This is a genomic window from Cylindrospermum stagnale PCC 7417, assembly GCF_000317535.1.
Classification (GTDB): domain Bacteria; phylum Cyanobacteriota; class Cyanobacteriia; order Cyanobacteriales; family Nostocaceae; genus Cylindrospermum; species Cylindrospermum stagnale.
In genome coordinates this window covers 4,630,606-4,651,296 of record NC_019757.1, presented here as the reverse complement: position 1 = coordinate 4,651,296, position 20,691 = coordinate 4,630,606, and the positions used below count along the sequence as shown (strand labels likewise).

Annotated in this window: 20 protein-coding genes; 13 read left to right on the top strand and 7 right to left on the bottom strand. The window is 41.9% G+C overall.

What is annotated here, in order from left to right; all coding sequences use genetic code 11:
- Positions 1-9: 9 nt before the first annotated feature.
- The 8 genes from CYLST_RS19510 (at position 10) to CYLST_RS19475 (ending at position 10,712) form a co-directional block, all read left to right on the top strand.
- Positions 10-438 carry a hypothetical protein gene (locus tag CYLST_RS19510; protein WP_015209456.1) on the top strand — a complete coding sequence of 143 codons (429 nt, stop codon included), beginning with the start codon at positions 10-12 and terminating at the stop codon, positions 436-438.
- Positions 439-519: 81 nt separating this feature from the next.
- The gene (locus CYLST_RS19505; RefSeq protein WP_015209454.1) at positions 520-1,284 is read left to right on the top strand and encodes a HEAT repeat domain-containing protein; all 765 of its coding nucleotides are present in this window, start codon (positions 520-522) and stop codon (positions 1,282-1,284) included.
- Positions 1,285-1,292: 8 nt separating this feature from the next.
- Positions 1,293-1,874, top strand: a complete 582-nt coding sequence (locus CYLST_RS19500; protein ID WP_041233750.1) for a DUF4291 domain-containing protein — start codon at positions 1,293-1,295, stop codon at positions 1,872-1,874.
- A gap of 295 nt (positions 1,875-2,169) precedes the next feature.
- The gene (locus CYLST_RS32780) at positions 2,170-3,993 is read left to right on the top strand and encodes a type III secretion system chaperone family protein (protein WP_015209452.1); all 1,824 of its coding nucleotides are present in this window, start codon (positions 2,170-2,172) and stop codon (positions 3,991-3,993) included.
- A gap of 37 nt (positions 3,994-4,030) precedes the next feature.
- Positions 4,031-8,137 carry a phage tail protein gene (locus CYLST_RS32385; protein ID WP_015209451.1) on the top strand — a complete coding sequence of 1,369 codons (4,107 nt, stop codon included), beginning with the start codon at positions 4,031-4,033 and terminating at the stop codon, positions 8,135-8,137.
- A 5-nt stretch (positions 8,138-8,142) separates the two neighbouring features.
- Positions 8,143-9,264 (top strand): WG repeat-containing protein, encoded by a 1,122-nt coding sequence (locus CYLST_RS19485; RefSeq protein WP_015209450.1) that lies wholly within the window; start codon positions 8,143-8,145, stop codon positions 9,262-9,264.
- 17 nt (positions 9,265-9,281) lie between these two features.
- Complete coding sequence (locus tag CYLST_RS19480; protein ID WP_015209449.1) at positions 9,282-9,833, top strand: DUF6939 family protein; 552 nt, start codon at positions 9,282-9,284, stop codon at positions 9,831-9,833.
- Between the two features lie 147 nt (positions 9,834-9,980).
- A complete protein-coding gene (locus CYLST_RS19475) occupies positions 9,981-10,712 on the top strand; it encodes a hypothetical protein (protein ID WP_245587405.1) in 732 nt (243 codons plus the stop codon).
- A gap of 354 nt (positions 10,713-11,066) precedes the next feature.
- Here the strand turns inward: CYLST_RS19475 and CYLST_RS19470 are convergent, their stop codons facing one another.
- The 4 genes from CYLST_RS19470 to CYLST_RS19455 all read right to left on the bottom strand — a co-directional run bounded on the left by CYLST_RS19470 (position 11,067) and on the right by CYLST_RS19455 (position 14,398).
- Positions 11,067-11,369, bottom strand: coding sequence for a chaperone modulator CbpM (locus tag CYLST_RS19470; protein ID WP_015209447.1), 303 nt, complete (start codon positions 11,367-11,369; stop codon positions 11,067-11,069).
- A complete protein-coding gene (locus CYLST_RS19465) occupies positions 11,366-12,328 on the bottom strand; it encodes a DnaJ C-terminal domain-containing protein (protein ID WP_015209446.1) in 963 nt (320 codons plus the stop codon). Before CYLST_RS19465 ends, CYLST_RS19470 begins: the two co-directional genes overlap by 4 nt.
- Positions 12,329-12,354: 26 nt before the next feature.
- A complete protein-coding gene (locus CYLST_RS19460; protein ID WP_015209445.1) occupies positions 12,355-13,701 on the bottom strand; it encodes an erythromycin esterase family protein in 1,347 nt (448 codons plus the stop codon).
- Between the two features lie 421 nt (positions 13,702-14,122).
- Positions 14,123-14,398 (bottom strand): hypothetical protein, encoded by a 276-nt coding sequence (locus tag CYLST_RS19455; protein WP_015209444.1) that lies wholly within the window; start codon positions 14,396-14,398, stop codon positions 14,123-14,125.
- A gap of 167 nt (positions 14,399-14,565) precedes the next feature.
- On the opposite strand from CYLST_RS19455, the gene CYLST_RS19450 reads away from it, so the two are divergent.
- The 5 genes from CYLST_RS19450 to CYLST_RS19430 all read left to right on the top strand — a co-directional run bounded on the left by CYLST_RS19450 (position 14,566) and on the right by CYLST_RS19430 (position 17,596).
- Positions 14,566-15,198, top strand: coding sequence for a bifunctional 4-hydroxy-2-oxoglutarate aldolase/2-dehydro-3-deoxy-phosphogluconate aldolase (locus CYLST_RS19450; RefSeq protein WP_015209443.1), 633 nt, complete (start codon positions 14,566-14,568; stop codon positions 15,196-15,198).
- A gap of 97 nt (positions 15,199-15,295) precedes the next feature.
- Positions 15,296-15,808 (top strand): L,D-transpeptidase, encoded by a 513-nt coding sequence (locus CYLST_RS19445; protein ID WP_015209442.1) that lies wholly within the window; start codon positions 15,296-15,298, stop codon positions 15,806-15,808.
- Between the two features lie 415 nt (positions 15,809-16,223).
- Positions 16,224-16,763 carry a L,D-transpeptidase gene (locus CYLST_RS19440; RefSeq protein WP_015209441.1) on the top strand — a complete coding sequence of 180 codons (540 nt, stop codon included), beginning with the start codon at positions 16,224-16,226 and terminating at the stop codon, positions 16,761-16,763.
- Between the two features lie 301 nt (positions 16,764-17,064).
- Positions 17,065-17,340, top strand: coding sequence for a DUF7219 family protein (locus CYLST_RS19435; RefSeq protein WP_015209440.1), 276 nt, complete (start codon positions 17,065-17,067; stop codon positions 17,338-17,340).
- Positions 17,341-17,401: 61 nt separating this feature from the next.
- Complete coding sequence (locus CYLST_RS19430) at positions 17,402-17,596, top strand: RNA-binding S4 domain-containing protein (protein WP_041233746.1); 195 nt, start codon at positions 17,402-17,404, stop codon at positions 17,594-17,596.
- A 116-nt stretch (positions 17,597-17,712) separates the two neighbouring features.
- Here CYLST_RS19430 and CYLST_RS19425 read toward each other — a convergent pair whose 3' ends face one another.
- Genes CYLST_RS19425 through CYLST_RS34670 form a run of 3 tightly spaced genes read right to left on the bottom strand, consistent with a single transcriptional unit; the run spans position 17,713 to position 20,458 of the window.
- Complete coding sequence (locus CYLST_RS19425) at positions 17,713-19,311, bottom strand: Hsp70 family protein (protein WP_015209438.1); 1,599 nt, start codon at positions 19,309-19,311, stop codon at positions 17,713-17,715.
- A 3-nt stretch (positions 19,312-19,314) separates the two neighbouring features.
- Positions 19,315-20,271: a UV DNA damage repair endonuclease UvsE gene (uvsE, locus tag CYLST_RS19420; RefSeq protein ID WP_015209437.1), complete on the bottom strand. Its 957-nt coding sequence runs from the start codon at positions 20,269-20,271 to the stop codon at positions 19,315-19,317.
- The gene (locus CYLST_RS34670; protein ID WP_015209436.1) at positions 20,240-20,458 is read right to left on the bottom strand and encodes a hypothetical protein; all 219 of its coding nucleotides are present in this window, start codon (positions 20,456-20,458) and stop codon (positions 20,240-20,242) included. Before CYLST_RS34670 ends, uvsE begins: the two co-directional genes overlap by 32 nt.
- Positions 20,459-20,691: the final 233 nt, after the last annotated feature.

Here is a 20,691-nt window from a genome sequence, read left to right as displayed (position 1 = left end):
TTCTTTCTTATGAACAAATTTTGGCAATTTTTTGTAGCACCTGGAGATGAAGATACTTCTCTACCTATTGCTTCATCTCCTTGGCATAATGGGCGTTGTGTTACTCTTCCAAGAGGGCATTGGGAACTAATAATTGATTATGCAAAGTCAATTAATTCAGAATATTCTGATAAGCTTAATTTTTACTCTTTTGCGACTAATAATGATGATGAAAATAATTTTGTCTATTATGAGCAGAGCGAATTAGACGAGCTTATTAAATTTATTTTTGATTTGCAGCAATCTATTAATGCTTCCGAACCAATTCATCCAGAAGCCACAGAAGAACTTCCCGATTTGTATGAAAACAGTGAATATGTGCGTATGTTAGAAGCAGTATCGGCAGTCTTTCAAGAGGCATTAAATCTTAGAGAACCTTTTCATGCCTGGATTGAATAGACATCTTCAGGAACCGGATGACTTATTAGCTTCCTTGAATAAGACGAAAAAACAAGCTAAAAAGAAAAATAAGTAAATAATATGAAATGCGAAGATCAACTTCAAGATATACTTAGTCGTCTGGATAAGCAATCAGAAAGTATACAACAACAAGTTGATATTTGGAATGATTGTCTTGTAATGTTAAAACAGATGGAGCCTGAATGTGCTTGTGCATTTGTGCAAACTGCACAAGAAATCCTGAAACAAAATAATCCTCTCTATGTTCAGGATGAACGTAAGTTGCAATTAATCCTGTGGGCTATATCAAAGAATAACAAGTCTACTACTATCGAATTGGCTTCTGCTGCTCTTAACAGTGACAAAACAGGTGACAAGGAGGAGTATGTTGATATTCTAGATAACTTGAATGACCCGCGTACTATTCCCGCATTAATGTCTGCTATTGAGCTTGATCATTCTGTAGGAAAATTGGGGGGGATGGCACGAGCTAAGGCAATAAATGCGCTATTGCTTTTTAATGCACAAGAAGCGAAATATCTGATAATTAGTTGTTTCAAAGACTCTGTTTACCGAGTCAGAAAAGCAGCTATTAAATTTTTGCTTGAACTCAATATTACCGAAGCTGCGCCTGTCTTCATAGAACAACTTAAAGAAGAGGAAGATCCTGATAATCTCGAATGCTTAATCGATGGTATTATATGCTGGGAGCAAACAAAAGCTTTGCCTACTTTGCGAGATATTCTAAGTAGTGAGTGGGTTCACAATGATGAATATCTGCGAGAAATAGTCGAAGACGCTATTTCAGAACTACAGGCAATTGAAAAACCTGCTACGACTTCTTGATGATTGCTATGCAACGAAAAATTTTGGCAGAGTTCGACAAAGAAGGTATTTTTGTATATCAAGCTTTCAAACCTTCTATTGCTGATGAAGCTGTGCGTAAAGGAACCTTTGGTAAAGGCTTTAATTTAGAAAGGATGACTTGGATCAAGCCTTCTTTTGGTTGGATGCTTTACCGTTCATGCTACGCCACCAAGCACAGACAAGAACGCATACTCAAAATAAAACTTAGCCATGAAGGTTTCCAAACTATTCTTTCCCAGGCAATACCTACACTATTTGACCCAAATATATTGACATCAGAAGAAGAGTGGCGACGAAGTTTAGACCAGTCAGAGGTGCGCTATCAATGGGACCCAGACCGCGATTTATCGCTGCGAAAACTGGAAAATCGTGCGTTACAATTAGGCATTCGTGGTAGCGTAGTCCTAGACTATGTAAATACCTGGATCATCGGGATAGAAGATGTAACTAAATTGGTTCATCATATCAAGATCGCTGTCGAGAAGAAACAAAAAGAAATGCCTATAGTTACTGAAGAAAATATCTATGAGGTAAGCCCAAAAATTCAAAAAACTTTAGGAATGATATAACCACTTCATACATTCTTAACTTCTGAAGTATTGATATCGTTATCAACGTTCGCCGAAAAAATAAAAACAATTTACAAGATGAGTAAAAATTTACTTATATTTTTAAATATTTAGTAGAGATATTACCACACAAACAAATCAGAATATTTAATTGGGGAGTAGTTATTAAATAAGCTGAAAAAGCTTACTATTTTTTGATAAAAAAAGCGATAAATTATCGTTCACGTTTATCACAACGTGCCAAGCCATTGCCTTTAATGAGAGATGGCAAGACTATCAAGCAATATAAGTTTCTATGGAAGTCAAAACTGAAAATTATCAATTGTATACCGAATTAATCCTACATAAATCCTCATCCTTCTCCATAACCGTTCACACAATCACCCTGTCCCTAACCAGACAAGATGACAACATAATTGAGTGTCATCTGACCTTCTGCGTAACCCCAGAACTTTACCAACGCATCGAAACCGAAGCCTTATTCAACCTCAAACCCGAACTACGCACCCCACTCACCAACGGCGACTTCCAACCCTCACCCGACATCCAAATTGAAGCCATTCTCAAACCCGACTTACTCCCCCTCTTACTAGAGAACGCCACCAACGCTGATGAAGCAGCAACCTACCTTTTAAACCTCAGCCAACAACAACCTGAATTAATATCTGAAATCCAGAAAAATAACGAACTATCTGAAAATCCCAAATCTCCATACTCCCTACTATCTACAGAAAGTTGGTTAGCCTTATCAGTCAAACAGCAACAGGAATCAGGTGAAACAGGCTACCGGACATTTTGGTCTTATGCTAGTCCCAAAACCCTTTCAGGAGAAACACCTTCCAGTGAAGAAATATCTGAGAGTATCACCGACTTCTTCAAAGATTTAGTTAGTGGTAGTCTGAATGCTACTGCTAAAGAATTCGCCAATGAAACCATCGGGGCAATATCTAGCTTCTTCCAAGAATTAACCCAAGATACCCCAGAACCAACTCCTGACAACAACACTTTAACACAACCAATTTTTCAGGCAATAGTTAACTTCTTCACCCAAGATGATTGGCCATTCACCAAAATTCAAGGAAAACTAGCCTTGCGTTTAGGGTATAAGGGAGAGAATGGCAAATGGAATTGCTACGCCGAAGCTAGAGAAAAAGAGGAACAATTCGTCTTTTATTCAGTTTGTCCCCTCAATGCTCCAGAAACTCAGCGAATGGCTGTAGCAGAGTTTATTGCTAGAGCTAATTTTGGTATAGTTATTGGCAACTTTGAAATAGACTTTAGCGATGGCGAAATTCGCTACAAAACCAGTATTGATGTAGAAGGTGACAGACTTAGTTTTGCACTTATCAAACAGTTGGTTTACACCAACATCGCCACGATGGATGAATATTTACCAGAGATAATGTCTGTGATTTCTACAGATGTGTCGGCAGAAAAAGCAATTAACCAAATTGAAATAATTACAAATACTCACCAATCATCAGATGAACAAAAACAGTTATTATCTGTCGTACCTGCTGATGAGCAGCAAAAGTTAGCAGTTAATCCATCTTCACAAGCAGAAATACAGCAACAAAAAGAAAAAATCCCGGAAAGACAATCTCATATATTAGCCAGAATAACACCAGATGAAATTGGTCAATTACATCAAGCATTGCAGATGCTGGAACCTTATCAGCGTAAACAAACTCAAGCAATTGTAGAGAAAGTCAAAAGATTAATGATTGCAAGATTGGGTGATTTGGGAACAGAAGTATTTAATGAAGCATTTACTTTCTTTACCAAAGTTAAATTTCCGGGAATCATTCTGAAATTAATTCAACGTTATTCAAGAATGGCGGCACAGACAAGATTATTTATACAGAAATTAAAAGATTGGATTAAACAATATGGTGAAGCAGCGGATAATTCTGACATCAACCTAGCTATAGAAGATTTGGAAAAACTATTTGGTCGGATTAACAAGCGTCTGGAAGAACTACCAACAGATAAGTTGCTAAGTGAAAAAGAACTCATATATTTACTTGAGATTGAACAATTTAGAGAGCAGTTAGCCTTTTTTGATAGATTTGTCAAAAATCTCCCTGAAAATCCTCCAGATGGATTGGCTTCTAGTTAATAAATATTTTCTATTAGGCTGACTCCAAGTTTGATATATGCCAGCTACAGTCCGAGCAGGTAAAGGTGCGGCATTAGCTCCCCAAGCAGGGATAAAGGGTGGTGCAGGTACTCCAGCTACAGTCCAAGCAGGTAAAGGCGCGGCAGCCACTGGCAGAGATCAGGCTCCGGCTGCTGCTGAAAGTGACTCAGCATATCTTGCAGTAATCAGCAGCGCTAAAGGAATTGGGGAACTACATAAAGAACACCCACCGGCTCAAGGCAAAGCCCAGGAAGCCCAAGCGGCTGCTGAATCTCCTAGCAATGAAGTAGATAGCAAAGCGCAAGCCAATCAAGTTGGAGAGATGGGGCAGGCGGAAACTCCAGAATTTGACGCTGCCGGCTTCAAAGCCAAACTGATGGCGCGGATTGCAGATATGGCGCCCAAAAACCTGCAAGAAGCTGACGATTTTAAGAACAATAACCAGCTAGACTCAGTTAAAGGAGAATTGAGTGGACAAGTAAAAGAGGAGCAAAAAGCCTCTAAAGATCCACTGGAAGAGAAAGCAAAGGAAACACCTGATACCAGTGGCATTGAGGCGAAACAAGTCACGCCATTACCACCAAATGACCCTGGTGCTGCACCATCGGACATTGGTGCAGATAAGGCAGCACCTAAGCCTAAGGGTGAGGGTGAAGTGGAAGCACCGCTGCAAGCTGAAAGCCAAAAACTAGATCAGCAAATGGCTGAAGCAAATGTAACTGAGGAGCAGTTGTCAAACTCCAATGAACCAGAGTTTCAAGGGGCACTCACAGCTAAGAAAGAAGCACAAACCAGTGCAGCCCAAGCTCCCCAAGAGTATCGCCAGCAAGAAGAAGGACTGATATCTAATGCGAAAAATACCGCTGTTAGCACAGCACAACAGCTGCTACAGGCGATGCATGGGACGCGCACACAAAGCTTAGGTCAGGTAGCAACTCAGCAGACAGAAGCAAAAGGTAAGGATGAGCAGGCACGAACTAAGATTGCTGGTGACATTAATAAAATTTACGAAAACACTAAAACCAAAGTTGAGCAAAGTCTCGCTGATTTAGATTCTCTAGTGTTGCAAGGGTTTGATACTGGTGCGGGTGAGGCGAAGAAAGCCTTTGAGGATTATGTTAAGCAGAAGATGGACGCTTATAAGGATGAGCGTTACAGTGGCGTGACAGGCAAATTACAGTGGGTAGAAGATCTATTTAAGGGTCTGCCAAGTGAGGTTAATGCTTTCTATGAACAGGGACGGCAGCTTTACATTGCCAAAATGGATGGTGTGATCAATAACGTAGTTGCGATCGTCAGCAAAGGCATAACCAAGGCAAAAACTGAAATTACCAACGGCAAGCAAGAAATCCAAACCTACATACAACAACTACCAGAAGATTTAAAAGCAGTTGGTCAAGAAGCAGCAGCAGAAATTCAAACCAAATTTGACGACCTACAGCAACAAGTCAACGACAAACAAGATGAACTAGTTAATACCCTAGCAGAGAAATATCAAGAAAACCTGCAAGCCGTAGATGACAGCATCGAGAAGATGAAGTCAGAAAATAAAGGACTGTTGCAAAAGGCAGCAGACGCCTTTATGGGAGTCATTAAGACAATTTTGGAAATGAAGGACTTGCTCCTAAGTGCCTTAGCAGGAGCAGCCGCAGCCGTCATGGACATCCTGAAAAACCCGATTCAATTCCTGACTAATTTCATCCAAGCAGTCAAGCAAGGCTTTTTGAACTTTGTCAACAATATCGGGCAATATCTGCAACAAGGATTGATGGGTTGGCTCGTAGGGACAATCGGTGGGGCAGGACTTCAGATGCCAGAAAGCTTTGATGTCAAAGGCATCTTTAGCTTGGTGACTCAGGTTTTGGGTTTCAGCTATGACTTCATCCGTGGACGAGCAGCGAACAAACTGGGTGAAGAAAAGGTTGCCTATCTGGAACAGAGTGAGGAGACGTTTAAAGTCTTGCCTACTCAGGGATTAGCTGGGATTTGGCATCTAATTCAAGACAAGATTGGTGATCTTAAGACGACGGTGATGGATGGCATCCAGAACTTTGTTATGACCTCGATTGTGCAGGCTGGGGTAGAGTGGGTGCTGAGTTTGTTAACTCCGGCGTCGGCGTTTGTCAAAGCTTGCAAGATGATTATTGATATCGTCAAGTTCTTTATCGAGCGTGGATCACAGATTGCAGCGTTGATTGGGGCGGTTACTAGCTCAATAAGTGCGATCGCATCTGGTGCAGTTGGGGAAGCCATCCAAGCTATTGAAAGTGCTCTAGCTCGTTCCTTACCAGTAGCGTTAGGTTTCTTAGCCAGTCTTTTGGGTTTGGGTGGTATTAGCCAGAAGATTCAAGGCATTATTCAGAAAGTTCGTCAACCAGTAACCAAAGCTGTTGATTGGGTGATTGACAAAGGTGCAAAGGTTGCTAACAAAGTTGGTGGCAAGTTCAATAAAACTAAGTTTGGTAGTAAGGTAGTTGGCGTTAAGAATGCGGCTCAGGAGAAATACAAAGCTGGTAAGAAGTTTGTTGAGGATAAGAAAGCAGCCGGCGAAAAATTCTTTGATGACAAGAAACAAGCTGTTCACCAAGCAACTGAAAAACAGAAGAATCGGCTTCTGAATACTAAGGCAGGTAAGGCTTTAACAAGTGTTAAGGATGCCGCTCATAAGAAGTTAGATGCTTTGGAGAAGAAGCGGCAGGTTTTCAAGAATAAAATCGATGCGGCGAAGGAATGGCCTGGTAAGCAGTTGGAGAAGGTGCAGGATAAGGCGGCAGAACTGGGGGGTAGGGCGAAAGATAAGTTTAAGCAGAGTAAGTTGGGTAAGGGTTTTGCTAATCAATTGGAGAAAGCTAAGAATTGGGGTGGTAAGAAGAAAGCTGCTGTTGAGGATAAATTTGATAAGTTAGGTAATAAAGTTAAAGATAAGTTTGGATTTGGTAAGGATAAAGATAAAGATAAAGCAAACAAGAAAGCTGAGACCACTTCACCTGCTGAACAGAAAAAGCATGAGGCGATCGCTGATAAGATTTACGAGAGACTAAAGCCTGATCAACAGAAATCAGGAGGGGTAAATCAATACTTAAAATTGAAACAAAAAGAAGCGAATGAGTTAAAGAAAATCTATTCCCCTCAGCTTAGGAAAGGAATTAAGCTATTTATTGATTTAACCAAATCTAAACAAACAGATAAGCAGACTCCAGGATTGCATCTGCATATAGCAATCAAACCTAATGACACGGAAAAGGATTATGAGCTTTTCCATAAAGAAGGGGAATTAGATAATCATCTTGATGAGCTAATAGAACAGGCTTTAGGAAAAATTACTAAGCATTTTTATCGAGGACAAAGCAAGACAGAAAATCAAGAAGAAAATCAAGATTCGTCTAAATTACCTGAAGGAATTCAAACAACTATTGCTCGGATTCAAGCCGATTATGGAAATGCGACCAGAGGAACAGAAAATGTCATTACAGTAGGGGGCAACAAATTTTTTATTGATCAGAATAGGAATAATTATGTTTATCCTTTGCAGGTAGCGACGAAAGCAGGAATTACAACTACGAAGGACGGAAAGCTCACCACCCAAAAAGAGGTAAGCGGATTTGAATATAGCCGCTTTACAAATGTCACAGTGGGCCAATTATTCGCTTTATTAGAAAATATTCGTTTTGGAAAAAATACTGCGATAGACAGAACAGCTATGCTGATAGCATCTCTAGCAGCAGAACCCTTTAGATATCCACCATCTCACATCACTAATTTAATCTTACTTAACAATTCTAATAAAACGATGCCTGCTTTTGCCACAATGGCTATGACGACTGGTGGGACTGATCCTACTAGTCAAGACCAAGCTCCCCAAGGCATAGACACTAAAAAATCTAAAAAAGGACAAAAAAATAAGGCACAAGAAACCGAACAACAAACTCCCAAAGGTACAGTCCCTAACAAAGTTAGAAGACGACAAATTGATATTGTAAAAAATGTTAATATCGTAAAAAATGATGAAAAATTATACGACAAATTAGAAATCTACTATAATACGAATAGATCTAAGAATGACAGCGAGATTATTGAAAAATTCCAAGACATTCTTCGGGATCATCTTACACCAGAATATTAGTATAAATGTTAATTATTATGCTTTATCCAGTAGTTAAAGATGATAAGTATGGCTTTATCAATGCAAAAGGCGAACTGGTTGTGGAACCTACCTACGACCTTGTAGGACGTTTTGTTGAAGATAGATGTATAGTCGAAAAATTTTATGATTATGATCTTAATCTAGAACATAACAGATTTCAAGGATATATTAACTCCAAAGGTGAGGAGATTATCCCTTTGCAACCTTGCTACTTTTGTTTGTCCTTTAGTGAAGAACTAGCTCAGTTTGAAGAGATCAATGGAAAAGTCGGTTTTATAGATAAATCAGGAAAATTTAAGATTCCTCCTCAATTTGAGATAGATTATGAGGGAGAAGTCAGTTTAGGATTCAGCGAAGGAATAGCTGCTGTTGCTTATGAGGAAGGATGGAGTTATATCAATAAGGAGGGCAAAGAACTTTTTGACATTCGATTTGAAATAGCACAGCGATTTCAAGATGGATATGCCCTTGTTCGTCCGGTTGAGCAAGTTTCTCAAGCTGAAGAGTTATTTTTTATTGATAAAACAGGTCAAAGGCTAGAAACCATCCCTTGTAAAATCAATTTCTTTTCTCAGGGATTTAGAAATGGTCTTTGTGAGGTTTTACTTCCCCAATCAGATCAGGAACATGAGTTGGATAATATAGGATTTATCAATACCGCTGGAAATCTGGCATTTGAAGGAAGATTTGCCTATTCTTCTGGGTTTCATGAAGGTTTGTGCATTGTCAAAAAATGGGGGGTAAAAGAAGAAAAATGGCAGAGAAAATATGGGGTTATTAATACACAAAATCAATGGGTTATCGAACCTTTATATGAGGAAATTGGTTTATTTAATTATGGAATTGCTCCATTTAGGCAAAATAATAAATGGGGATTGCTAAATGATCAGGGAAAGGTAATACTTTCTCCTCAGTTTTCATTTATTAGTAGTTTCAATAGTTATCTTCAGCCTAGAGATCCTTTTCACAATTCAGAATTTGCCGAACTTACAACAGCGATGATTGCCGAACCTGGACAAAAGACTAGAAACAGTAAACCTGATACAGAAGTGTACATTAATCGGACAGGAGAGATTGTGAGTTCATTTGACATTTCCGATAGCTGATATCTGGGAGACAAGGTATGCCGCTGGTTATCAAGAGTCGTCATATGCCACCCGAAAGTTTAAAAAAACGCTATGGTTATGCAGCCATCATTGATGTTACCTCCCGCGCTCCTGAACCTTGGGTTTACTTCAGCCCTTTTTACCCTCATGGAGGAATTCCAGTTCCGTTTTCACCTGGAGAATTTAGCATGACAGTTGAAGGTATTTGGCAAGGGTTAAAAGTTTTTGAGACTACAGATATAGATGCTTCTAAACTGTTAATTTCTGATATGAAAGGCATCAAGCGTTCAGAAAGGAAATATGGAAAGGTACTAGGTCATCGTACTGGTTTGACTGGTAATCAGCTTCTGTCCTATGGAGAAGCACGTCGGCAAATCTATTTACCATCCTATCAATGGGTGCTGGAGAACTGTGTTCAAGACTTGCTCAAAAAACTGAAACATCTAGAAGCGGAGCAAACAGTTATTTTGCTAGATTACGAAACTAACTCTGATATAAATAACTTGTCGCGTCCTTTATCGCACGCAGGTCTAATCAAACTATACTTAGAAGGTGACTGGCCAACTTAGGATAGTATAGCCAATTCTGGCATACTTATCGGCAACTTTGAGTTAGACTTTGACGATGGGGAAATTAGCTACAAGACTGGTATTGATGTAGAAGGAGACAGACTTAGTTTTGCCCTGATTAAACAGTTAGTTTACGCCAACGTGACGATGATGGACGAATACCTACCGGGGATAATGTCTGTGATTTATGGGGATGCGTCGGCAGAAAAAGCAATTAACCAAGTTGAACTTATTCCAGATATTCACCAATCATCAGATGAACAAGAACGGTTGTTAACTGTCGTAACTGCTGATAATCAGCAAAAGTTAGCAGTTAATCCAACTTCACAAGCAGAAATACAGCAACAAGAAGAAAAAGTACCTGAAAGACAATCTCATATATTAGCCAGAATAACACCAGATGAAATTGGTCAATTACATCAAGCGTTGCAGATGCTGGAACCTTATCAGCGTAAACAAACTCAAGCAATTTTAGAGAAAGTCAAAAGATTAATGATTGCTAGATTGGGTGATTTGGGAACAGAAGTATTTAATGAAGCATTTACCTTCTTTACCAAATTTAAATTTCCGGGAATCATTCTGAAATTAATTCAACGTTATTCAAGAATGGCGGGACAGACAAGATTATTTATCCGGCAATTAAAAGATTGGATTAAACAATATGGTGAAGCAGCGGATAATTCTGACATCAACCTAGCTATAGAAGATTTGGAAAAACTATTTGGTCGGATTAACAAGCGTCTGGAAGAACTACCAACAGATAAGTTGCTAGGTGAAAAAGAACTCATATATTTACTTGAAATTGAACAATTTAGAGAGCAGTTAGCCTTTTTTGATAGATTGGTCAAAAATATTGAGATCCCCCCTAGCCCCCCTTAAAAAGGCTACCGTGTACACACAAGTTATCAAATTACCCAAAAGCCTTGAAAAACCTCACCCTGTCCTGACGGACATCCCTCTCCTTGCCAAGGAGAGGGACAGGTTTTGCACAGCAGAACCAGGGTGAGGTTTTGTTTCCTGTGTTCTCGCAACCATAAATTGCATTGAGAGAAACTTGTGTGCATACCGTAGCCTTAAAAAGGAGGGAACAGGACAGGACTTACGCAAAAATCGCCAAGAATTCGTAGGGTGTGCGTAAGTCCTATTTACAAACATCATCTAAATTTAAGAGGAGGGCAAAATTGTTGGACTCCTTATGAATTAAAAATCCCATCCCTTGAAGGGGTGGGAGTGTCAAAAAAGCGCATGATACATTTGAATCTGAGCGCGTAACTGAGCAATTTCTTGAGCCATGTCTAGAACCATTGCGGCTCCCACTAAATTTAGTCCCAAATCTTGACGCAGACGTTGAATTTGAGCTAGACGCTCAATTTGTTGCTGATGCAGCATGACGCCAATGGGTTCAATCAATCCCAACTGCACACAGCTTTCGACCAAGGTAGTAGATGTCTTTGTCACCATTGCCGCATATTCAAAAGAATAAAGCGGATCTCCCTCCTGGGAAACCACTGTTTGGGAAAGGCTAAACTCGCTCATAATCTCACCTCTTGTAATTGTGCGCGGGGGTCAAAAGTGCTGTGTGCTTGAATTTTTTCGTAGGCTTCCCGTTCAATCTGGCTCAGATCTTTGGGAGAGACAATTTGCAGCTTGACTATCAAGTCGGTTCGTCCATCTTGGGGCTTTTTCCAACCTTTACCCCGTAGTCTCAAGAATTGCCTGGAATGCACTCCCGGTGGTACTTTGACGCTGACGCTGCCATCAGGGGTGGGGACTTTAATTTGAGCGCCTAACACCGCTTCATCGGGACGAATCGGCACGTCGCAAGTAATGTTATCGTCTTCAAATTGAAAAAAGGGATGTGGCAGAACTTCAACGGTTAAGTATAAGTCTCCTCGTTGTTGAGAAAATGGACTCAGACGACCTTTGCCCCGAATCCGAATTCGGCTCCCTGGTTTCGCTCCTGCGGGAATCCGCACGTTGATGATCTCATCATCTAGTTGTAGCTGCTTTTGTACGCCGTGAAAGGCTTCTGAGAAAGTGAGTGCAATCGCTGCTTCTGTATCTACAGGGGACTCAAAGCCACTTGGTTGTCCTGTAGGGGTGCGATAAGTGTAGGTGCTACGCCTAGTTCTACCGGTAGTACCAAAGCGTCCTAGCAAGTCGTTGATAAATGAGTCGAAATCCCCATATTGATCAAAATCAAATCCCTCTACTCCCACACCTGCGCCTCTCGGTGGGGGTGCGCCTCCCTGACTCACTTGGTTCCAATATTGCCCAAATTGGTCATATTTTTGCCGCTTTTCTGGGTCAGAAAGCACTTCATGAGCTTCATTAATTTCTTTGAAATGTGCTTCCGCCTGCTGGTCTCCAGAATTCAAGTCAGGGTGATACTTGCGGGCAAGTTTGCGGTATGCCCGTTTGATTTCCTCTGGTGTGGCATTTTTGTTTATGCCCAGAGTAGCGTAATAGTCTTTGAAGTCTGTAGCTGTTGGCATACTCCTTCCATCAGTTCATATTGCATCTAGAGCGCAGAGGGAAAAGTTTCTGGTGCTTCACCCATTTCCCAGTAAGCGGTGCGATCTAGGGGTTGCACTCCTTTGGTATCATCGATATAAATCACCGCATCAAATTGCTCAGGGAGACGTGCATAAAAGTAGTGGCTAAGGTGTTCAGTTTCCGGTCGATAAATGACACCGATGGCTCTTTCTAGTAGAGATTCCCCTAACCCAGAAATTGCCGAATAATCATCTTGTAGCAATAGCAAAAACTGGGGCAATTGCGTTTGATGGAATAGGGCTTCATAACTTCCAGACAAGGCTGGCTGAACTTGCTTGAGTTCGGCTGTTGCTCCCCAGTCAGAAGCAGCGGTGACAGTACCTGTGTAAGTTGTAAAGCCGATTAACACTGCATCACGGCCGTAGCGTTCTCGCACCAATTGACCAACATTCACTTCTCCCCTTAGCCCCATGTCTGTTGCTCTGGCGTCTCCTAAGTGTGAGTTGTGTTCCCAAACAATTACTTTGGTAGCATTCCCTTGTTGATCTAAATGGGTAACTAGGCGGTCTAAAGTTTCTGCCATGTGGCGATCGCGAATATTCCACGAAGACACCCGCCCGTGAAACATTGAACGGTAGTAAGCCTCAGCATTCTTCACCAAGAGAGCGTTCTGTTCTACAGAGAATAACTCATCCGCCTCTACCTGACCGGTTTTTTGGCTATCCTCAGCAGTCCGGCGTTGCAGTTCCCATAGTTGATTGATCACCTCTTGCTCACAAGTTGGGGTGAGTCCAAAACTTGTAGCATAACCGTAGGTCTGGGCATCCTCGCCAAAATACTCTAAGCACGAGTAGCGATCGCGGGCGCGATGGGCGGCTTCGGGGTCAACTTGGTCGAGGTATTTGAGAACTGCTTCTATCGAGGCATACATACTGTAGAGATCCAGCCCGTAAAAGCCAACTTTGGTAGCATTTTCTGGAAGCTCATCATTATATTCCCGCAACCAGTTGACAAAGTTGAGAATATCTGTATTGCGCCACATCCATGCAGGGAAGCGTTGGAAACCTGCGAGTGCTTCCGCAGGCGTTAAATCATTACTTTCTCCCCGTACGTAGCGATTCACACGGTAGGCGTCTGGCCAGTCTGCCTCAACAGTTACGGCTGTAAAGCCTTTCTCGCGAATCAGCCGTTTGGTAATCTCAGCCCGTTGCTCGTAGAATTCATGGGTGCCGTGGGAAGCTTCGCCTATCAGCACAAAGCGGGCATTACCAATTAAGTTAATCAATGGGTCATAGTCTGCCGCTGCACCTGTCAGTTGGTATGCAGACTCACGCACTGCATCGACTAGGTGGATTTTAGTTGCATCTGGCATGGTAATTAATTATTCAAAATTATGAGTTTATTAAACGCAAATAATTACCTGTAATCTGAAAAAATGAAAGTTTGCCGACAAGTATCACGCGATCATGCAAGATTAGTTAGGGTTTGCACCTATCCCATAAACTCATAGACATAGCAGTGAAAATTAAAGCCTCGGCTTCCCTCGGCTTGAAATATGCATTATGCATAACCGTTGTAGTAGAGACGTTGCTGGCAACGTTTCTACTTTCCCACAATATGTCTAATACCTTTCTATCTAGCTAGCTTAAAAAGCTCAAACTCACTTTTCATCTGGCTAATGGCGCATGATGCGTGATGTAGCGATCTACCAATGGAGGGAGCGACAAAATTCAAGTTGGTAGTGAGCGCTTCACCACTCACTGTCTCTAACGCAGGCGTGAACCATCAAAGCGCTAATTATTACCGCTGATATCCCATTCATTTGTCCCCACAGCTCGCGGCGTGGCAAACAGGCGACGATAAGCCCAATTGATCCCCAAAAAAATCAAACTCACCACAGTTAGCAGCAGTACCCCAAAAATTGTCCCATAAGCTTGAGAGTGCCAGAAAACTCGCTGTAGTTGTGATTCACCCAGTCGGACTAGCTTCCACAAGCGACTTAAATTAACATTCTGGGAATCATCAAGCTTTATTTCTAAGGATGCTATGTGTTGCCGCGCAATTGTCATTGCAATTACCCCTTTAAAATTTAAACTACGGTAATTCGATAGACTTTATGTTGTATATGTAATATCCCATAGCTTGATTAAATTGGCAAGCTTGAATTATATTGCTGTTCCTATGTCACGCTGGTAGTTGAGGTGTCAGAGCCTTTTGGTTAAAAGTTAGATTCACAATGTCTGATCAAGTTTGGTTATCACAGTTGCGAAAACACCGAGCGATCGCAGTTATTCGTGCCCCGAAAATTGAAATAGGGGAGCAAATGGCTTTAGCTGTAGCATCTGGGGGAATGCAGCTGATTGAAATTACCTGGAATAGCGATCGCGCAGCAGCATTAATTAGTCAACTCCGCAGCGAATTACCCACCTGTATGATTGGGACTGGGACGCTGTTTAATGTCCAGCAGTTGCAATTGGCGATCGCCGCTGGGGCGCAATTCCTCTTTACACCCCACGTTGACCGAGAAATGATCCAAGCAGCGGTGGCGAAAAATGTGCCGATCATTCCCGGTGCACTCACACCCACAGAAATTATCACCGCCTATACTCAAGGTGCCAGTTGTGTAAAAGTGTTTCCTGTTCAAGCCCTGGGAGGAACTAGCTATATCAAAAGCCTACAAGGGCCAATGGGTCACATTCCCTTAATTCCCACTGGTGGAGTGACACCAGAGAATGCTAAAGAATTCTTACAAGCGGGTGCGATCGCCGTGGGCTTGAGTGGACAATTATTTCCCCAAAAATCGGTAATTGAAGGGAATTGGGAGGCGATCGCCCAAACGGCCAGAAACCTAATTAGAAATTTGGATTAGTTAAAATAAAGACATGATTAAGTCTGGACTATTACGGCCATAGGCAGAGAAACAGGTGCAAACTATCCCAAAACTCGATTATTTAACGGTGTCCACCATGAAAAACCAAAATTACCCTGATTGGATGCAGCGCTTAAAAATATTCGTCGCTGGTGCCGCAGTCTCCTTGAGTGTTGCTAGTCTAGGAACGGGTGCTGTTTGGGCAAATTCCCCAAACGAGACAATTAAACAAACGATTGCCACCTTACAAAAATCCGATCAACGCTGGATTCACATTGATCTCTCAAAGCAAAAATTAATCGCTTGGGAAGGTAGCAAACCTGTTTATGCGATCGTCATTTCCTCAGGTAAAAAATCCACCCCCACGCGCACTGGGACTTTTAAAATTCAATCCAAATTAAAAACAACTCGGATGCGGGGTAGGGACTATGACGTTCCCAACGTCCCCCATGCGATGTTTTATGAGGGAAATTACGGTATTCATGGTGCTTACTGGCATAAAAGATTTGGGACTCCAGTCAGCCACGGCTGTGTAAATCTCGCGCCAAATCATGCCAAATGGCTATTTAAATGGGCATCAGTAGGAACAGATGTAGTTATCCAGAAGTAGCCAGGAAAACAGAAATTAGCAGCCAGGTTCAGCAAAATCAAAAATAACCATAAATCAAAACAATTCAAGGTTTAAGGGCGGGATCTTCTCCTGGGATGCTCCGGAATTGGCATCAAAAAACTGGAAATGATATATAGAGCGGGCATTTAGAATCTCTGGCCCCAAGAAATCGGCATAAATCCTGGCGAATCCTGCGTAAAATCCTCAATTCAAATATCAACTCTCAGTAAATTCCTCATTTACTTAGAATTGAAGGCGTTCAATAATCACTAATAACGCCAAAATCAAGCCGGAAAAAATAGGTGAAGTAGCTGGGTATCAGTAGACAAGTGTGAACACTGTTAACCGTTAACAGCTTCATCTACCCCAACGGCAAACTAAAAGTTGAGTCGCAAAACTACAAGGTGATTGCATCATGCAAACCTGGATTCGCAGCAGTTTGATACGTTGCTCAGGAAGTTTCTGTACGGGTATGGCACTGATGCTAGCAAATTTGCTCTCTTGGTCGCCACCAATCGCAGCTGACCCCTACGCTGCTACAGCTAACGCCGTTTCAGTAAATAACAACAGCAAAAGTGTATCGAAGAAAAGACAAATCTCCTCATCTCGTTGGATTGAAATTGACTTATCTGAGCAACGCGTACGTGCATGGCAAGGTAAAAAACTTGTTTATTCGTTCCGAACTTCTACGGGCAAAAGAGCGACCCCCACACCCGTAGGTGAATATCGGATTAATTCTAAATACCGCACTAACAGAATGCGTGGCAGGGGCTACGATATTGCTAATGTTCCTTACGCTATGTATTTCTATAGAGGCTATGCCATTCACGGTGCATTCTGGCATAACCGTTTTGGCACTCCAGTTAGTCATGGTTGCGTGAATTTGCCTGTCAAGCAGGCGCGTCAGCTGTACAACTGGGCGCAAATGGGGACTTTAGTAGTAGTGCGTCGGTAAGATCGCACTTTGACGGCTGTAGAGATGTCCTTACAGCAATTTTCAGGTGAATGGACTATCTTATTAGAAATTCAAACCTTTCTTTGTAGAGACGTTGCAGGCAACGTCTCTACAGTGTGAGGTCTACCAAAGCGAAAACTGCTGTAAAGAAGATTAGAAATGACGCATCCCTCGTATCTATACTGAGGGGTTTTCTTTCGGCGCTAAGTCCACTCGACTTTCTTTAGGGGCAATTGCGTAAATTATCAGCAATTTGCTGATAACTCTAGAGAAAGAAAAATTTTTAGAGGATAAACTGACAGTGCAGCCGAAAGAGACCAGCATAAATACGAACATCGCCCCTCTCTGTCGCTACTGTGGTCATGTCACCTCAGGAAATATAGATTCATATATCAAACTACAGAATTTTGCTCAAGAAATTGGCTACATTAGCGGCTTAGAAGCATCTGGGAAAATATCCCCTGAAAAAGCTCATCAGGACATTAAGGCGCTTTGGCAAGAATTCAAAGCTTCAAAAAATGAACCAGAAATTGACATAAATCCAGAAAAATCAGCTAATCACTCTACTATGCTGTAATCGATCTAATATAAAATTAAGTTGTTGTATGCAGCGTGAATTAGTTTTGACAAGTGCCCAGATGATTAAACTTGACCAGTTTTTAAAGTTAATGGGTGTAGCCCCCAGTGGAGGGCAAGCCAAACTGATGATCGTTGATGGTGATGTAAAAGTCAATGGCACGGTTGAAATCAGACGAGGACGGAAATTAGTCTCAGGCGACAAAGTAACAGTAGAAGGGCAAACTTTTGAGGTTGGGGACTTAAATAGTAAATAGTAGGTTTATTCGCCTACAGGCTGAAGCCTGGGGCTACCGGAACAAAGCCTGTCTACGCAGGCTAGTTTGATCATGGGTATTCTTAAAAATTATCAGATTTGACTAATTACCCCTATCTAACTCAACTGTGCCACAAGTTGATTTTCTAATAGGGTGTTATTGGTTAATAAGTCTTCAACGGTGATGCGTAAAAAGCGTTGTTCATCAACTTGAAACAAAATTTTAATGCGATCGCTTCCTGGATAGCCGGGAGGGGTAAGCTGGGCAATACTTCGCGCCCCTTCTTGATCGTTGAGAGGTTTAACGGTTGTCACACCACCCTCAAGCCGGCGCGTAATTAAGCGATCGCCATCAAAATAAACTTCGGTACCACCTGTCTCTGCTCCCAATTCCCCGATAATTAACTCAATGCTGGGCTGATTCTCTAAAGAAGCGCCTAAAACTAAATCTACCGGCTGACTCATAGGGTAAGCCTGTCCTGCTTTAATAATTGGGTGCCAATTGTGGCGACCTTTGCGACGATCCCAATAGCGGACACCATAACTATGATAGAGAAAGTCTTTGATTTCCACACCTTGCGCTAATTGCAGCGCACCTTGAGCGATCGCTTCAAAAGGACGTGTACAACGAATTTTTTCCGGTTCAAAGTACTGTTTTACCCATGTCTGCACTGCGGGTAATTGCACGGTACCACCAACTAACAACACTGCATTAATATCGGCAATTTCTATCCCTTGGCGTCGCGCTTGCTGCAAGAGAGATGTCATCGACTCATCCAGCAACTCAAAAAACCCATGTTCTTTAAGGACAACTTCTAAAGCTTCGCGGGTTAATTCCAGTTCATAACTTTCAAACGTCTCATCATCAAAATACACCTCACTGGCTTGGTTTTGAGTAGATAACTGAATTTTCACCCGTTCCGCTAGCCGCGTTGTCAGGGGACTTACCGCCAATCCTTGAGTTTTGGCAAAGTAATCTACTAACCAATTATCAATATCAGTACCGCCTAAATTTTGCCCAGCTTTCGCCAGAACACGGGCGGTTTTTACCTTTTGCTTGGAGTCTTCGGCGAGGGATTTGTTACCCCATTTGAGCAGAAATCCCAAAGGTTTAGAAGTCCCTTGCAGAGATTGATCTAAGCGCACAAGAGATAAATCCAAAGTACCGCCACCAAAGTCAATTACCAAGACCATTTCTTGATTTGCCAAACCATAACCCAAAGCGGCTGCGGTGGGTTCATCCAGCATCCGCACCTGTTCGACTCTCAGGGATTGACAAACTTTGCCTAACCAATGGCGATAAGCTTCAAAACTATCTACAGGTACAGTTAAAACTAGAGAATCTAACCCGCCTTCCAGAGGTGCTAATTCCTCAATTACCTTGTTGAGAAACCATTCCCCGACTTTCTCAAAGGTGACGATTTGCCCATCAAGTTCGGGTAAAAAACCTTGGATATCTGCACCAATACCCCGTTTGAAGCTACGGAAAAATCGGGTTTCGCCTTTGAGGTCAAGACCGCGATCGCGCACTTGTTGCCCTACTAAGACTTTACCCTGAGTTGCATCTTCCACATAAACCAAGCTGGGAATCAGCGGTGGATTGAGACTTTGTTGAATTGATAAACCAGGTAGATTAATGGTTTCTGCCTGCTGGGTAACGGGATTCCAGCGGGCTATAACTGTGTTGCTAGTACCAAAATCAATTGCGATCGCCATCTTTTATTTTTTATTATTCGGCATTAACCACCAAGAGCGCAAATAAGCGATCGCATTTTCCTTGTGTTTAGCTTCCACTTCTATCCAAGGTGCTTGATGGTAGACATCAGGCATCGCGCTGATTAAATCGCTATGCTTGCGATCGTTGAAAGCCGTTTCCCCGTTGGAAATATGCACTAATTGCCAATCTGGATTTTTCCAAGTTTCCCGCGCTGCGTAAAACATCGACGCTACACTCGGATGATCATAGCTGTCTAATTTTTCGTGACAAATATGATGATGAGCATCAAACACCATTGGTACACCAGCGCGTTGACACACTGCTAAAATTTCACTAGCGCTGTAGGCGTATTCATCATTCTCAAAAGTCAAGCGGCTTTTGATTGTTTCTGGCAACTCTGAGATCACCCCCACCAGTTGATCAGCGCGTTGAGATTTGCCCCCATGAATATTCATCAAAGACCAAGGTGACTGAGGTAAGCCCAGCAAATCCATTGTGCGGGCATGTCGTGCCAAAATTTTAATACTTGTTTGCACAACTTCCGCAGATTCAGAACTCAACACCACATATTGATCAGGATGCAGCACCATTCTGATGCCTAATGCTTGGGCCCGTTGCCCAATTTTGCCTAAATCAGCGCTCATTTCCTCTAATATGTTGGCGCCGATTTCGTCTTCCATATCACTCAAGGGAAATAAAGCCGAAGACATTCGATAAAGCTGAAGATTATTCTCCTGACAGAAAGATAATGCTTTATCCAAACGTTGTAAATTATGCTGATAGATTTCTCTGAGACTGCTTTGGCGTTGTTCTAGAGATAGTTGCAAGTAGCGCGTGCGCGTCATTGTCCGAAAGCGCACTTGTTTATCAACGGTGATGCAAACTAGCCCTAACTGCGGCAGAGTGCTGTATTGACTTCGCTGTGCATCAGGTAAATTGGGAAACTGGATTGCGGTCATTCAATTTATCGACTATTGCCACCTTTAATTTAACTAAGTTTTCCTCCTGAGCGATGAGTATCCCAAGGATGAAATCGGCAGAAAGTAGATGCTGAGTACTTCTTGGCGTGTCAAATCCTTGTTTAGCTAATAGATATCTCCAGAAAACAAATATCCGGCTTCCAGAACCCTTGTAGAGACGTTGCATGCAACGTCTCTACATTCTTTGTCGGAGATGTTTAATACAGAAAGGCTGCTGTCTGATTGATCACTTGAATTATCTCTGTCTTATGGTGTATTATATTTACAAATAAATTTTTGTATACTTTATTGGTGATTAAGCAACAAAAGTGCTTTAGCCCCTGGCTGAGGAGTTGAGTATTCAAGTTATTGCCCTCCCCCAAAGGCGACAGAACCAAAGGAGGAAAATCTAGATGCGGA

Bases quoted from the DNA above. Each gene is read 5' to 3' on its own strand.
- CYLST_RS19445 (WP_015209442.1), top strand. From the start codon at position 15,296: ATGAAAAACCAAAATTACCCTGATTGGATGCAGCGCTTAAAAATATTC.
- CYLST_RS19505 (WP_015209454.1), top strand. From the start codon at position 520: ATGAAATGCGAAGATCAACTTCAAGATATACTTAGTCGTCTGGATAAG.
- CYLST_RS19460 (WP_015209445.1), bottom strand. From the start codon at position 13,701: ATGCCAGATGCAACTAAAATCCACCTAGTCGATGCAGTGCGTGAGTCT.
- CYLST_RS19440 (WP_015209441.1), top strand. From the start codon at position 16,224: ATGCAAACCTGGATTCGCAGCAGTTTGATACGTTGCTCAGGAAGTTTC.
- CYLST_RS19485 (WP_015209450.1), top strand. From the start codon at position 8,143: ATGTTAATTATTATGCTTTATCCAGTAGTTAAAGATGATAAGTATGGC.
- CYLST_RS19480 (WP_015209449.1), top strand. From the start codon at position 9,282: ATGCCGCTGGTTATCAAGAGTCGTCATATGCCACCCGAAAGTTTAAAA.
- CYLST_RS19470 (WP_015209447.1), bottom strand. From the start codon at position 11,369: ATGAGCGAGTTTAGCCTTTCCCAAACAGTGGTTTCCCAGGAGGGAGAT.
- CYLST_RS19465 (WP_015209446.1), bottom strand. From the start codon at position 12,328: ATGCCAACAGCTACAGACTTCAAAGACTATTACGCTACTCTGGGCATA.
- CYLST_RS19500 (WP_041233750.1), top strand. From the start codon at position 1,293: ATGCAACGAAAAATTTTGGCAGAGTTCGACAAAGAAGGTATTTTTGTA.
- CYLST_RS19430 (WP_041233746.1), top strand. From the start codon at position 17,402: ATGATTAAACTTGACCAGTTTTTAAAGTTAATGGGTGTAGCCCCCAGT.
- CYLST_RS19455 (WP_015209444.1), bottom strand. From the start codon at position 14,398: ATGACAATTGCGCGGCAACACATAGCATCCTTAGAAATAAAGCTTGAT.
- CYLST_RS19510 (WP_015209456.1), top strand. From the start codon at position 10: ATGAACAAATTTTGGCAATTTTTTGTAGCACCTGGAGATGAAGATACT.
- uvsE (WP_015209437.1), bottom strand. From the start codon at position 20,271: ATGACCGCAATCCAGTTTCCCAATTTACCTGATGCACAGCGAAGTCAA.
- CYLST_RS32385 (WP_015209451.1), top strand. From the start codon at position 4,031: ATGCCAGCTACAGTCCGAGCAGGTAAAGGTGCGGCATTAGCTCCCCAA.
- CYLST_RS19450 (WP_015209443.1), top strand. From the start codon at position 14,566: ATGTCTGATCAAGTTTGGTTATCACAGTTGCGAAAACACCGAGCGATC.
- CYLST_RS32780 (WP_015209452.1), top strand. From the start codon at position 2,170: ATGGAAGTCAAAACTGAAAATTATCAATTGTATACCGAATTAATCCTA.
- CYLST_RS19425 (WP_015209438.1), bottom strand. From the start codon at position 19,311: ATGGCGATCGCAATTGATTTTGGTACTAGCAACACAGTTATAGCCCGC.
- CYLST_RS19475 (WP_245587405.1), top strand. From the start codon at position 9,981: ATGATGGACGAATACCTACCGGGGATAATGTCTGTGATTTATGGGGAT.
- CYLST_RS34670 (WP_015209436.1), bottom strand. From the start codon at position 20,458: ATGCAACGTCTCTACAAGGGTTCTGGAAGCCGGATATTTGTTTTCTGG.